At 41.7% G+C, this 12,721-nt stretch carries 15 protein-coding genes; all 15 read left to right on the top strand.

What is annotated here, in order from left to right; all coding sequences use genetic code 11:
* Nucleotides 1–47 precede the first annotated feature (47 nt).
* Nucleotides 48–1,025, top strand: a complete 978-nt coding sequence (locus tag HNR31_RS02380) for an electron transfer flavoprotein subunit alpha/FixB family protein (RefSeq protein ID WP_181554643.1) — start codon at nt 48–50, stop codon at nt 1,023–1,025.
* Nucleotides 1,026–1,179: 154 nt separating this feature from the next.
* On the top strand, nt 1,180–1,494 hold the full coding sequence (trxA, locus tag HNR31_RS02375; RefSeq protein ID WP_181554642.1) for a thioredoxin: 315 nt from the start codon (nt 1,180–1,182) through the stop codon (nt 1,492–1,494).
* A 427-nt stretch (nt 1,495–1,921) separates the two neighbouring features.
* Nucleotides 1,922–2,689, top strand: coding sequence for an ABC transporter ATP-binding protein (locus HNR31_RS02370; RefSeq protein ID WP_181554641.1), 768 nt, complete (start codon nt 1,922–1,924; stop codon nt 2,687–2,689).
* A 33-nt stretch (nt 2,690–2,722) separates the two neighbouring features.
* Nucleotides 2,723–3,733, top strand: coding sequence for an aliphatic sulfonate ABC transporter substrate-binding protein (locus tag HNR31_RS02365; protein WP_258561002.1), 1,011 nt, complete (start codon nt 2,723–2,725; stop codon nt 3,731–3,733).
* Nucleotides 3,726–4,583 (top strand): ABC transporter permease, encoded by an 858-nt coding sequence (locus HNR31_RS02360; RefSeq protein ID WP_181554640.1) that lies wholly within the window; start codon nt 3,726–3,728, stop codon nt 4,581–4,583. The genes HNR31_RS02365 and HNR31_RS02360 overlap by 8 nt, the downstream gene beginning before the upstream one ends.
* A 68-nt stretch (nt 4,584–4,651) precedes the next feature.
* Nucleotides 4,652–5,185: an NADPH-dependent FMN reductase gene (ssuE, locus tag HNR31_RS02355; protein ID WP_181554639.1), complete on the top strand. Its 534-nt coding sequence runs from the start codon at nt 4,652–4,654 to the stop codon at nt 5,183–5,185.
* A 23-nt stretch (nt 5,186–5,208) separates the two neighbouring features.
* Nucleotides 5,209–6,336, top strand: a complete 1,128-nt coding sequence (gene ssuD, locus HNR31_RS02350) for an FMNH2-dependent alkanesulfonate monooxygenase (RefSeq protein ID WP_181554638.1) — start codon at nt 5,209–5,211, stop codon at nt 6,334–6,336.
* 206 nt (nt 6,337–6,542) lie between these two features.
* The gene (locus tag HNR31_RS18540; protein ID WP_258560992.1) at nt 6,543–6,674 is read left to right on the top strand and encodes a hypothetical protein; all 132 of its coding nucleotides are present in this window, start codon (nt 6,543–6,545) and stop codon (nt 6,672–6,674) included.
* Nucleotides 6,675–6,726: 52 nt separating this feature from the next.
* On the top strand, nt 6,727–6,993 hold the full coding sequence (locus HNR31_RS18535; protein WP_258560991.1) for a hypothetical protein: 267 nt from the start codon (nt 6,727–6,729) through the stop codon (nt 6,991–6,993).
* Between the two features lie 30 nt (nt 6,994–7,023).
* On the top strand, nt 7,024–7,266 hold the full coding sequence (locus HNR31_RS18530) for a hypothetical protein (protein WP_258560990.1): 243 nt from the start codon (nt 7,024–7,026) through the stop codon (nt 7,264–7,266).
* Between the two features lie 487 nt (nt 7,267–7,753).
* Nucleotides 7,754–8,698 carry an NAD-dependent epimerase/dehydratase family protein gene (locus HNR31_RS02340; RefSeq protein ID WP_181554637.1) on the top strand — a complete coding sequence of 315 codons (945 nt, stop codon included), beginning with the start codon at nt 7,754–7,756 and terminating at the stop codon, nt 8,696–8,698.
* On the top strand, nt 8,688–9,647 hold the full coding sequence (locus tag HNR31_RS02335; RefSeq protein ID WP_181554636.1) for a lysylphosphatidylglycerol synthase transmembrane domain-containing protein: 960 nt from the start codon (nt 8,688–8,690) through the stop codon (nt 9,645–9,647). The genes HNR31_RS02340 and HNR31_RS02335 overlap by 11 nt, the downstream gene beginning before the upstream one ends.
* Nucleotides 9,625–11,124: an alkaline phosphatase family protein gene (locus HNR31_RS02330; RefSeq protein WP_181554635.1), complete on the top strand. Its 1,500-nt coding sequence runs from the start codon at nt 9,625–9,627 to the stop codon at nt 11,122–11,124. Before HNR31_RS02335 ends, HNR31_RS02330 begins: the two co-directional genes overlap by 23 nt.
* The gene (locus tag HNR31_RS02325) at nt 11,081–11,842 is read left to right on the top strand and encodes a glycosyltransferase family 2 protein (RefSeq protein ID WP_181554634.1); all 762 of its coding nucleotides are present in this window, start codon (nt 11,081–11,083) and stop codon (nt 11,840–11,842) included. The genes HNR31_RS02330 and HNR31_RS02325 overlap by 44 nt, the downstream gene beginning before the upstream one ends.
* Before the next feature lie 114 nt (nt 11,843–11,956).
* Entirely contained in the window at nt 11,957–12,715 is a 759-nt protein-coding gene (locus HNR31_RS02320) for a hypothetical protein (protein ID WP_181554633.1), read from the top strand.
* Nucleotides 12,716–12,721: the final 6 nt, after the last annotated feature.

The raw sequence follows: 12,721 nt of genomic DNA, 5'->3' as shown, positions 1-12,721 counted from the left end.
ATGTGAAGAATCGCAATCGTTTATTTTAGCAAACAGGGGGATGGAACATGAGTCGAAAAGTAATAACATTAGCAGAAATTCGTGACGGATCATTAAGAAACGTTTCATTTGAAGCGATTGCTGCCGCGAAAACGATCGCTCAAGGCGGAGAAGTCGTGGCTGTATTGCTCGGAGAGAGCGCTCAGTCATATGCCAATGAGCTTATTTATTACGGAGCAGACCGCGTCGTCACTGTTGAAAATGAGAAATTGAATCATTACACTTCCGATGGCTATGGCCAAGCGCTCATGGCAGTTATCGATTCAGAAAAACCGGAAGGAATTGTCTTTGGTCATACTGCGTTAGGAAAAGATTTAGCGCCAAAATTGGCGACAAAATTAAACTCCGGTCTTGTTTCCGACGTCGTTGCTGTAGAAGAAGCGGGCGGAAACTTAGTGTTTACGCGTCCGATTTACTCTGGAAAAGCGTTTGAAAAGAAAATCGTCACCGATGGTGTAATTTTTGTTACCGTTCGTCCAAACAATATTCCAGTGCTTGAGCGGGATGAAGCACGTTCAGGGAATGTCACGAACCTATCCGCTAATATTAAAGACCTGCGTACAATTGTTAAAGAAGTTGTCCGTAAAACAGCTGAAGGTGTCGACTTATCGGAAGCGAAAGTCATCGTCGCTGGCGGTCGCGGCGTGAAAAGCGCGGATGGATTTAAACCGCTTCAAGAATTAGCCGAAGTGTTAGGAGGCGCCGTTGGGGCGTCACGCGGTGCGTGCGATGCTGGCTATTGCGACTACTCATTGCAAATTGGCCAAACTGGAAAAGTGGTTACTCCTGATCTTTATATCGCGTGCGGCATTTCCGGAGCGATTCAACACTTAGCCGGTATGTCCAACTCCAAAGTCATTGTCGCCATTAACAAAGACTCTGAAGCAAACATTTTCAAAGTGGCGGATTACGGCATTGTCGGCGATTTATTCGAAGTTGTACCGCTTTTAACGGAAGAGTTTAAAAAGCTGAAAGTGCGTTCATAACGATTTTCAAAACGGGTGAGAAGCCCGTTTTTTTCTTAAGCATAATTATCTTGTGAAAGCGAATATTAGAAGTGAAGCAAAAAGTTAGCACCTGCATCGATTAAATGATATACTTTGTTTACATGCACATAGTTATGAATAGGAGGAATGGATAATGGCAATTGTAAATGCGACTGATCAAACATTTGCGACAGAAACAGGCGAGGGAGTTGTAGTAGTCGACTTTTGGGCTCCTTGGTGCGGACCTTGCCGAATGATCGCACCTGTTTTAGAAGAAGTAGATCAAGAAATGGGAGACAAAGTAAAAATAGTGAAAGTGAACGTCGATGAAAACCAAGAAACTGCAGCAAAATACGGCGTAATGAGCATTCCGACTTTGTACGTTTTCAAAAACGGCGAAGTTGTAGATAAAGTAGTCGGATACCAGCCAAAAGAAGCGCTTGTACAATTGTTAGAAAAACATGTGTAATCGATGGAGTTAAAAGAGGTTCGGACAATCGTCTGAGCCTCTTTTTTACATCTTACATTTATTGGCGGTTTCATAAGTTATGAGACGAGCTCTCCTCTCATTTACAAAAAAGTTTCTCTCTAGATTATAGATAGAAGTAAGGATGGATAATTTGAGAATAAATGTAAAAAAACGTTGACTGACTAACAAAAATCATTTATATTTGTATACAATAAAACCGATAGGAAAAGTTTGTATAAAGTTAACGGGCTGATCGGACATACCGAAGGTCTTTGATGACATGAGATGTTTCATGCATCAAAGACCTTTTTTCTTTCTATTAAACATAGTTTTCCTATAGGAATAATAAATAAAATTTGCTTCGCATCAAGAATGTAGATAGTAAAGGATTGAAACCAAGCACAAGGATGATAAGGAGGGATCGCTTTTGGGTGTACAGATTCATATAAGAGATAAGTCTTTCCGAAAAGGACAGACGACGGTTCATGCTCTTCAGGATATCCATTTAGAGATTGCCGATGGAGAATTTGTCACTGTCATTGGTCCAAGTGGCTGCGGAAAAAGCACCTTGCTAAAAATCATTGCTGGACTTGATGCGGATTACAACGGGATCGTGGAAATGAATGGCGTTCCTATTCAAGGACCGGGAACGAATCAAGGATTTATTTTCCAAGAACATCGCCTATTCCCGTGGTTGACCGTCGAAGAAAATATTGCTGCAAATTTATCGCTGAGAGATCGGGAAATTCGCAAAAAGGTAGATGAATTGATTGATATTGTCCGGCTGAAAGGGTTTGAGAAAGCCTATCCAAAGGAATTGTCGGGAGGAATGTCACAGCGAGTCTCGATTGCTAGAGCGCTGTTGCGAGAACCAAAAATATTGTTACTAGATGAACCTTTTAGTGCACTTGATGCGTTTACAAGAAAACATTTGCAGGATGTTCTTTTGGAAGTATGGAGGAACAAGCGCATAACGATGATTTTAGTGACTCATGATTTGGATGAAGCTGTTTATCTAGGGAGTCGAGTAGTCATCATGAAGGCAAAACCAGGGCGGATCAGCAGAATCATTCCCATCCATTTACCGTTTCCGAGACAACGGGCTCATCCGTCTTTTCAAGAAATGAGACAAAACGTGTTGAAAGAGTTCGAAACCATAGAAGCTCCTCCTTTGATGGAGGGACTTGGAATCTAATATAGAGGGGGAAGTTTCAAGGTGAGAAAAAGAATGGCTTTTCTGTTGATGATCGGGCTTATTTCATTTGTTTTTGGATGTAGCAGTGAAAATGTTGCTACTGGATCGAAGAAGAAAACAGAAAATGTCACGATTCGAATAGGAATTCAACAAAGCCTCGGTCCACTTTTATTAGCAAAAGAAAAAGGATGGTTTGAAAAAGAATTTGAAAAAGAAGGCGTGAAAGTCAAGTGGACCGAGTTTCAAAGTGGACCTCCACATTTTGAAGCAATGGCTTCGAATAATCTCGATTTTGGCGCTGTGGGGAATTCTCCCGTTATTTCTGCTCAAGCTGCAAACATTGATTTTAAAGAAATCAGCAAAAGCTCCGACGGGCTAAAAGGAGATGCTATCCTCATTCCAAAAGGAAGCAAAATCAAGGATTTGAAGGATTTAAAAGGAAAAAAGATTGCCGTTGCCAAAGGCAGCAGCGGATTTAATTTTTTATATGAAGCACTTCAGCATGCCGGATTGAAGGCATCCGATGTGGAAATGATTCAGCTGCAACCAGATGAAGCCCAAGCAGCCTTTGAAACTCGCAAAGTGGACGCTTGGGCGATTTGGGAGCCGTATATCTCCTATGAAACAATTAAAAACAAAGCGAAGGTGCTGGCAGACGGAGAGACTCTTCATGTTTATTCGCCGGGGTTTGTGATCGCACGATCCGGGTTTACAAAGGAACATCCTGATTTAACGGTTCAATTTTTAAAAGTGTACGAGAAAGCACGACGTTGGCAGAATGAGCATTTTGACGAAGCGGTTTCTATTTATGCGGAAGCGAAGAAATTGGATAAGGAAGTCGTTGCGCAAGCGTTGCGCAACAATCCAGCATTAAATGAGCCTATTACTGATGACATTATCAAAGCTCAACAGAAAACGGCCGATTTTCAATATTCGCAAAAAGTCATTAAAACGAAGATTGATACAAGTAAAGTAGTCGATAACCAATTTATTAAAAAAGCATTGCAAGAACTGAAGAAGGAAGGTGAGGAAAAGAATGGATAAAACGACCATGACCGCTAGACAATTCCTTGTACGAAAGGAGCGGGTAGGGCGAATTTTTATTTTTAAAGACGACAGATGGAAGAAAAGTTTAAAAAAAGGGGCTACACATGCAATTTTGCCGCTCCTTCTACTTGTTGGATGGCAGCTTACGGGGATGCTTGGTACAGTCTCCAAAACGGTATTGCCGACTCCATTGGATATTGTTCAAGCGTTTTACCATCTGGCAGTTTCAGGAGAACTGACTACCCATTTGAAAATTAGCGTATTTCGTGCAGCAGCAGGATTTTTATTGGGAGCTGGTCTCGGCATTGTTGCAGGTATCGCCGTAGGTTTTTCGACGAAAACGGAAGGAGTATTAGACCCGACTCTACAAATGTTGAGGACGATTCCTCATCTTGCCGTGGCACCGCTTTTTATCTTATGGTTTGGGTTTGGAGAAGCGTCTAAAATTTTACTCATTGCCAAAGGAGCGTTCTTTCCGATTTATGTAAATACATTTCTTGGTATACGCGGCGTCGATGCAAAGCTGTTTGATGTAGCGCGCATTCTTCATTTCAGCCAATGGAAGAAAATCAAGCTGCTCATTTTACCTTCTGCTCTTCCCAATATTTTATTAGGGATTCGTTTATCCCTTGGGGCTGCGTGGCTAGCGCTAGTTGTTGCTGAACTGATGGGGTCAACAGAAGGAATCGGTTATATGATGATGGATGCAAGGCAGTTTAGTAATACCGATATTGTCTTTGTCGGCATTATCATTTTCGCAGCGGTTGGAAAACTGACAGATTCGTTTGTCCGATTATTAGAAAAACGATTGCTTCGTTGGCAGGATACGTATAAAGGGAGCATATAAGAACGTACGTAAAGACGAGAGGCCGGCGTTTATGGACATAGATTTCATACAAAGGAGAGGAAATAAGTATGGCCAATATTGTATTGATTTCTGGGAGTCCATCTAAAAATTCTAAAACAGCTTCCATTACGAACCAATTACAAAAGGAGTTAATAGAGAGAAATCATCGCACCTCTTTGATTGATGTACGTGAATTGCCAGCGGAGGACTTGTTATATGGCAACTTTAATAGCAAGGCGATTACCCATACTCATGAGTTGATTCGCCATGCAGATGCCGTAATTGTGTTAAGTCCCGTCTACAAGGGAAGCTACACAGGAATTTTAAAAGCTTTTCTCGACTTGTTACCAGAAAAGATTTTCGCGGGTAAGGTGATTGCCCCAGTCGTAACGGGGGGAACGATCGCCCATCTTTTATCCATTGAATATGCTCTTAAACCGATTTTTTCCATAATGGGAGCAAAGGAAATTTTGCACGGAGTATTTATTTTAGATACGAATATTCAGCGAAATGAGAAAGGAGATGTATTTTTAGATAGAGAGCTGGAAGAAAGAGTCGAAAGTTTGTTGAAAGCCATCGAAAGAAAGGAACCGACTATTTAAATAAATAGAAAGGGGTAAGGAGAATGGAAATTTTATGGTTTATTCCTTCTCATGGGGATGGGCGATATCTCGGAACGACAAAAGGAGGACGTTCAGCTGAGTATAGCTACTTTCGCCAAATTGCACAAGCTGCGGATCGACTTGGATATAAAGGAGTATTGATTCCTACTGGAAAATCATGCGAAGATCCGTGGTTGTTAGCGGCAGCACTTGCGACGGAAACAGAACAATTAAAGTTTCTTGTAGCTGTTCGCCCTGGTTTGATGTCTCCTACCTTGGCCGCAAGAATGGCTTCAACGCTTGATAGAATTTCCGGGGGACGACTGCTGATCAATGTAGTAGCTGGCGGAGACCCTGTAGAGCTCGGTGGGGACGGACTGTTTTTAAGCCATGATGAACGTTATGAAGCAACAGATGAATTCCTTACGATTTGGAAAGGGCTGCTGAACGGTGAAGAAGTGACATTTGAAGGGAAACATCTAAAAGTGAAAGGCGGAAAACTTCTATTTCCTTCTGTGCAAAAGCCGTATCCTCCGATTTATTTTGGCGGCTCGTCTTCGGCGGGGCAACTCGTAGCAGCAAAACATGCGGACGTATATTTAACTTGGGGGGAACCACCAGAGCAGGTAGAAAAGAAGATTTCAGAAGTGAGAAGACTGGCCGAGAAGCAAGGGAGAAAGGTCGAATTTGGAATACGGCTTCATATCATTGTTCGTGAAACGGAAAGGGAAGCATGGGACGCTGCCGAACGGCTGATTCAATATGTGGATGAGAAAACGATTCAAGAGGCGCAGCGAGTATTTTCCCGCTATGACTCCATAGGACAGCAGAGAATGAGACAACTGCATAATGGAAGCAGAGAGTCTTTAGAAATTAGCCCTAACTTATGGGCTGGGGTCGGTCTTGTAAGAGGAGGAGCAGGAACGGCTTTAGTGGGGGATCCGGAAACTGTGGCAAAACGTTTGCTGGAATACCGACAATTAGGGATTCATCATTTTATCTTATCTGGCTATCCACATTTAGAAGAAGCATACCGTGTTGCTGAATTGTTATTTCCGCTTTTGCCATTGAGTCACAGTAAGTCAAAGGAAAGCAGCGTACAAGGAGAAATTATCGGAAATGAATTTTTCCCTTCATTTATTAAAGTGTAAACAAAAGCAGAACCTGCCGATAAATCCGGCGGGTTATTTTTATTTTACAAAAAGCTTATTGATGTTAATAATCATTCTCTATTATAATCAGCTTATGTTAATGAAAATCGTTATCGAAAAGGTATCTAGGGAACTCCATAGTTAGTTAAGTGAAAGATGATCGCTGTTTTTGCTGCGTTTGCATGATCGGGGCGCGTGCTCCAATAATGGGAAAGCAGCGGCAAAGAAAACGACAAATTGCTTCTGAACAAAAAGAAGGAAAATCAGCAGAAACAGAGGAAAAAGAAGCAGAAGAAGATCATTACGGGACGTATTCCAACAAGCAGCTATGGAATTAGAAAAAGCAAAAGATAGTCCAAAAGTCGATTTTGATCAAGGCATTCAACTTGTATGACACCAATTTACACGTGCTTGTATAGAAGCGAGGCGAAGAATTTTAAGACAATATATCACTACATCATTAGCAGCGGGAAAAGAAGGTTTGCTTCCGCCACGGTAGTGAAACGAATTTTTGATAAATTAATGCAAAAAGTATTTTATACAACCAGTAAACATAAGTCTGCCAAAATCGAAGAAAATGGACAAGTAAAGAAGAAAGAAATTTTACAGCCAGCGGCGGAAAAACATGGCGTGATGCTGCTTACAGCAAAAATCTAGTAAACACGACGGAAGAGGAATTCACTGAAGTTGAAATGTCGTAGAAAAGATCATAAATTAGCGCTTCTGCTTAGCAACCAAGTAGAAAACATAATAAAAACATTTTATTTAGCGACGAGAGCGTTTTTAAACGGTGATGCGGCAAAGGCAAGTCAATGTGGCAAAAGAAGAGATGAAAAAGAAGCGAAAGTCGAACAAGCAGAAGGACAGGAGGCATTCTATCAATCCGTTTACCCATATATGAAAAAACAGGCAGCGGAGGAAGCGTACTAGTTTGATTTGCAAATCGGTGTAAAGACAATTTAATTCCAAAACAATCAATCATGTGTTTGCATGTGGTTTAGCCAAAGCTGCATTACATAAGTTATGAAGAATTTGGGCAAAGATGAATCAGCTGTGACAGCGCTTTTAACATGGTACGAATGATAAATGATGACTAGATAAGCAAGCATACACAACACTTTATGACCAAGCACAAACATAGAAGCAGTAAAGGCGAAGAACAAAGAAGAGGAGGAAAATGTTCTTTCTTAATGAAGAACGATATTACAAACCATTGTGAAAAAAGCGAAATAATGGCGGCATCGGGAAAAGGGCGATTCCAAAAGGGATGATACGGTGATTCATAGGGCTGTTTCCGGATTTTGGGTAAGCCCCTTTTTGCCTTTATCTCTCAAAAACAGATTTTGGTGTTTCTGTTTTCTTATTTTCTTATGATAATATGCTAGTAGGAATGAACGATAAACTTGAGGTGAATCGATTGAAAATCTTCATTACAGGTGGAGCAGGATTTATCGGCAGCCATCTTGCAGCTAAATTGCTCTCGCTGCAACACGACGTCATTGTCATTGATAACTTCCATCCCTACTACTCTACTGAACGCAAGCGCCAACAGTTTCGTGAACTCACGGGTAGTAGTAGTGTCCCGGTCTATGAAATTGACCTGCTTGATGGCGAAAAAACAGAAGCTTTGTTTCGCCGTTATCAACCTGATTGTGTTTACCATTTAGCTGCTTTGCCCGGCGTTCCGAATTCGCTGCTTCAACCGCTTGAGTATGTTGATTACGATATTAAAGCGACAATTAACGTAGTAAATGCGGCAGGAAAAGCTGGTGCCAGCCATGTACTGTTTGCTTCTTCATCTTCCGTCTACGGCGATCAAGGAAACATGCCTCTCAAAGAAGAAATGGCAACGGGAAATGTCATTTCTCCGTATGCGGCGGCGAAATATGGGGCAGAGTCTTTTTGTTATGCGTACGCCAATTTGTTCGGATATCAATTAACGATTTTCCGCTATTTTACCGTTTATGGTCCGTGGGGACGTCCTGATATGGCAATCAGTAAGTTTATTCGCCGATTATTAAACGGAGAAGAGATTGTAGTGTACGGAACTAAAACCGCCAGAGACTACACGTTTGTCGACGATATCGTGAATGGAATGGTGGCGGCGCTACATAGACGCGGGGGAAACGATGTGTTTAATTTAGGCTCAGGGCGTCCGGTTACTATGGAAGAATTGTTGCATCATTTACAAAAGCATTTTCCAACGATGAAAGTGCGATATGCCCCTGAACGGGTTGGTGATGTGAAAGCGACATGGGCCGACATTACAAAGGCGCAACAAGCCTTTGGATATAAGCCGACCGTTTCATTTGAGGAGGGGCTGGCCAAAACGATTGCGTGGGCAAAAAACTATGAAGCATAAGTATGGAAAAATCACCATAAGGCTTATAGGGATCGGACTTGTCGTTACGTTTTTATGGCTGACGTATCACTATTTTGAGGGGAGTAAGCTCCTTGACCATTTTCACCTGCTGCTAACGGCGCCGGACAAGTTGACAGTGATGTTTGTTGTATACGGTGTTTCCTTTTGGCTGCGGGCACTAGTGTGGAAATCGTATGTTGGAAAAGACATTTCTCTCACTGTTTATTTAAAAGGATTATTTATGAGTTTACTTATCAATCATCTTGCACCAATGAAAATAGGGGATATTGCTCGTGTTGCTGTTTTAGCGAAGCAGAGGGGAGTATCAGTCGATGAATCTATTCATTCTGTTGCCGTTATGCGGATAATGGATATGCTTGTGTTATGTCTTTTTTCGGCATGTGGGATGTACATGTATTTGAATCGATTCCCGATCAGGACAAGCATGTTTATCTTTCTTGGCATTACTGGGACGGTCATGATCGTTGCTGTTTTGTTGCGAAAATGGAATGTCAAATTTATTCGTAAGCATATGCACATGTTTCTGGATGCATTAGTAGGGCGGCGTGGAGTATATATTGTAAGCTTCATTGCTTTCAGTTGGATTTGTGAAGCGATTGTGATATATGAGATGGCCAATATGCTGGGATTATCATTATCAATCTTTGAGTCCGTATGGGTAAATAGCGTAACGGTATCCGGTCAAGTGTTTCAAATCGCCCCGGGCGGTCTAGCTACGTATGAAGCAGTGATGGCATTTGCGATAACGAGAATTGTGCCGTTATGGGACAAAGCATACATGGCGGCCATTGTTACTCATGCGTTTAAGTTTGCATTTTCTTATATTATTGGGCTTGTAGTTTTTGTTGCATCTCCAAAAGAGGTTCAGCTTGTTCGTTCATTGTTGAAGAAGGGAGTGAGGGAATATGAAAAAAGCATCAAAAGTTGAAAAAGTAGCAGCAAGATGCTGGAACTTGTTAAATGAAGGGAAACCATTTACCCCCATTTTTGTTATAGGCACGATGGTGCTTTATCATTTGACTGATCTCGGAAATGTTGAGAATGTCAAGCAGCTTTTGTCTAGTTTTCTATTGATGTTGCCGCTTCTTGTTATCTATTATATATACGATTATCCGTTATTTTTGCGGAATTATCTATGGATTCCATATGTGGGCTTTTTAATCATTTGGCGGTTTGCTGACCTTTCATTAATCGCTTTAGCGATTGGTTTGTATTTTTTCTTTACCGTGTTTTTTTGGGGAACGCTTTATTACCATTTGCGCATCGGGACAACATGGTGGAACTTCACCCGCTTTTGGAAGTTGGTATTGAAAAATAGCGATTCGACAAGCGGAAACGCGCAAGAGCAACTTCCGAAGTTTTTGCTTTTATTGTCGATATGGCAATATGCGTATGAGCAGATCGAAGGCGGATGGCAAACGCTGAATATCGCTAGTTTTGTGATGTATTATACAGGCGTCTTCTTGTTTTCGTTTGTTTTACATAAGCAGCTATTTGACTGGAAGCCAAACGTGATTCCGACGTATACGAACAATGTCGATATCCCTGCACGCGCATTAAATGATAAGGTCATTGTGATTGTCATTGACGGAATGCGGAAAGACCGTTTTGAGCAAGCGAACGCGCCATTTTTAAAATCGTTACGTAAAAATGGGACGGAGTTTACGCAAATGGAAACGGTATATCCAGCTCGTACGGTCGTTTGTTTTACATCGATGTTTACAGGAACATATCCATTTGAACATGGCATCAAGTCCAATATGGTATGGAAACTCGGGATCAAGGTCGAAAGCATTTTTGATTCGTTACGAAAAGTCGGGAAAACCGGTCGACTGTTAGGCATTGCCCACCTTGTCGATTCGCTGGGTGATGATGTTGAAACAGTAACGGCGGTCATGCATAACGATGTTGCCGACCGAAACATTATCGAGCGCGCGAAACTCATTATGAAGGAGCAAGATCCCGATTTGTTCGTCGTGCAGTTGATTGCGACAGACCAAACGGGTCATAGCCGCGGGGTCTTGTACGATGAATACATTCAAAAAATCGAAGAAGCTGATGCATTAATTCAAGAGTATGTGGAATGGCTTGAAGAGCAAGGAAAATTGAAAAACGCGACGCTCATCATCTGTGCGGATCATGGACAAGCTGATGGCATTGGCGGACACGGCCATCTTGATGAAGGGGAACGATATGTGCCATTTTTTATGTATGGACCAGCTATTGAACGAGGAAAGCGAATTGATGAAAAACAAAGTCTCGTATCGCTAGCGCCAACCATTGCGTATTTGTTAGGAGCTCCTTATCCGAGTCATAGTCGTGGCCCGGTATTAATCGAAGCGATTCGAAAGAGGGAACAGCATGAAGAAACAAAAAGTGATCGTGTTTTTACCCGCGTACAATGAAGAACAGTCCATCGGTGAGGTCATTAGAAAAATCCCCCGCCAGTTTCATCCATTGGTCGAAGTGAACGTCTTAGTCATCGATGACGGCTCAACCGACGAAACGGCGGCGGTCGCACAAGCGGCAGGAGCAGATTATATTTACAAAATGGGCCAAAATTACGGGCTTGGGGCAGCGGTGCGCCAAGGATTGAAAGAATGCATACGTCTCGGAGCGGATATCGGTGTGATGATTGATGCTGATAACGAATATCCAGCTGACCAAATTCCTGATTTACTTGCCCCCATTTTTAATGGAGAGGCGGACTATACGATGGGGGCTCGCTTTCTTGGAACGATTCAGGGGATGAAGTTACATCGCCGCCTCGGCAATTATTGCTTTACGCTATTGCAATCGGTGTTGCTGCGAACATGGATTTATGATGGACAATCAGGAATGCGTGCGTTTTCCCGTCAAGCGATGGAACATGCAGAAATTATTCACGATTACAATTATGCGCAAGTGCTGACACTAAATTTAGTTCGCAAAGGGTTTCGTGTCAAAGAAGTACCGATCCGCTATCAAGTGCGAACAACAGGGAAATCGTTTATTAAATTTCGCGCCTATCTTACCGCCGTTCTTCCAGCGATTTGGAAAGAAATGAGGAGACCCGTAGAAAAGGTACAAATTGATCTGAATGCTCACTTACTTCCGACCGATGAAACAAAAAATTGTTCATAACGAATGATGTTCTCCCTTTACTTTTTAAAAAAGTAAAGGGAATTTCTGTAATCTTTTTTATTGACACATAAGATGATAATGATTATCATTAATCGTGTAGGAGGAAACTTAGAGATGAAGCGATTGTATTTATTTTTTTGTTTATTATTGATATTCATTTTCAATCATACATCATCGATTGCGTTTGCTTATTCATATGGTGACCCAAACGAAGAGAAAGTCGCGGAAGTATATAAGCAAATGGCTGAAAAATTGAATCAACAACCACCTAATTTTGCTGAGGCAAAAGAGATTTTTGAAACAGTGAAAGAAGAAATAGATATGCATATGGGAACAGAGCCATCGAAGGCTGTGTTAGCAGCGATCAAAGCGAAAGAGAAAGAAACCGTATTGAAAGATATGAGAAAAATCCTCGTTTTAAATATCGCGCGGCGTTTGGAAAACATCGAGAAAAATTTTGACCAATACGATACAAGCAAGCGTCTGTTAGCGAAAGCATTTGCTACATACGAAGCACTGTCTCCGATCGTGCAAGCGAAAGATGCGGCGCTTGACAAACAAATGAGAGACGAGTTCGACAAAGCATTGCAATCATTAGGAAATCCTGGATTGTTTGGTGTCGGCCAAAAACAATCGAATATCGACCAATTTAAGAAAAGCGAAGACATCATTTTAACATCCTTACAAAAACAATTTGGATTAAAAAGTTTAAAAGTCGGACATTTTTCTGAAAGTGCGACGGAAAAGTCGGAAGCAGTGCAGCAAAAAGACTGGACCGATTTATCGAAGCTGAAAAACTGGATTCCGCTTGTTGTTCTCATTGTTGTCATTGGTGGAGTGGTCATTTATTCGCTACGGCGAAGACGAACATAATCGTTC

Origin of the sequence: Thermaerobacillus caldiproteolyticus (assembly GCF_013761245.1) — a bacterium.
GTDB classification, from domain to species: domain Bacteria; phylum Bacillota; class Bacilli; order Bacillales; family Anoxybacillaceae; genus Thermaerobacillus; species Thermaerobacillus caldiproteolyticus.
This window is presented reverse-complemented; position numbering and strand designations above follow the sequence as displayed.

Excerpts from the sequence above, each read along its gene's own strand:
- HNR31_RS02325 (WP_181554634.1), top strand. The coding sequence starts at position 11,081 with ATGAAGAAACAAAAAGTGATCGTGTTTTTACCCGCGTACAATGAAGAA.
- HNR31_RS02330 (WP_181554635.1), top strand. The coding sequence starts at position 9,625 with ATGAAAAAAGCATCAAAAGTTGAAAAAGTAGCAGCAAGATGCTGGAAC.
- ssuE (WP_181554639.1), top strand. The coding sequence starts at position 4,652 with ATGGCCAATATTGTATTGATTTCTGGGAGTCCATCTAAAAATTCTAAA.
- HNR31_RS18535 (WP_258560991.1), top strand. The coding sequence starts at position 6,727 with ATGACACCAATTTACACGTGCTTGTATAGAAGCGAGGCGAAGAATTTT.
- HNR31_RS02365 (WP_258561002.1), top strand. The coding sequence starts at position 2,723 with ATGGCTTTTCTGTTGATGATCGGGCTTATTTCATTTGTTTTTGGATGT.
- HNR31_RS02380 (WP_181554643.1), top strand. The coding sequence starts at position 48 with ATGAGTCGAAAAGTAATAACATTAGCAGAAATTCGTGACGGATCATTA.
- trxA (WP_181554642.1), top strand. The coding sequence starts at position 1,180 with ATGGCAATTGTAAATGCGACTGATCAAACATTTGCGACAGAAACAGGC.
- ssuD (WP_181554638.1), top strand. The coding sequence starts at position 5,209 with ATGGAAATTTTATGGTTTATTCCTTCTCATGGGGATGGGCGATATCTC.
- HNR31_RS02320 (WP_181554633.1), top strand. The coding sequence starts at position 11,957 with ATGAAGCGATTGTATTTATTTTTTTGTTTATTATTGATATTCATTTTC.
- HNR31_RS02360 (WP_181554640.1), top strand. The coding sequence starts at position 3,726 with ATGGATAAAACGACCATGACCGCTAGACAATTCCTTGTACGAAAGGAG.
- HNR31_RS18540 (WP_258560992.1), top strand. The coding sequence starts at position 6,543 with ATGGGAAAGCAGCGGCAAAGAAAACGACAAATTGCTTCTGAACAAAAA.
- HNR31_RS02335 (WP_181554636.1), top strand. The coding sequence starts at position 8,688 with ATGAAGCATAAGTATGGAAAAATCACCATAAGGCTTATAGGGATCGGA.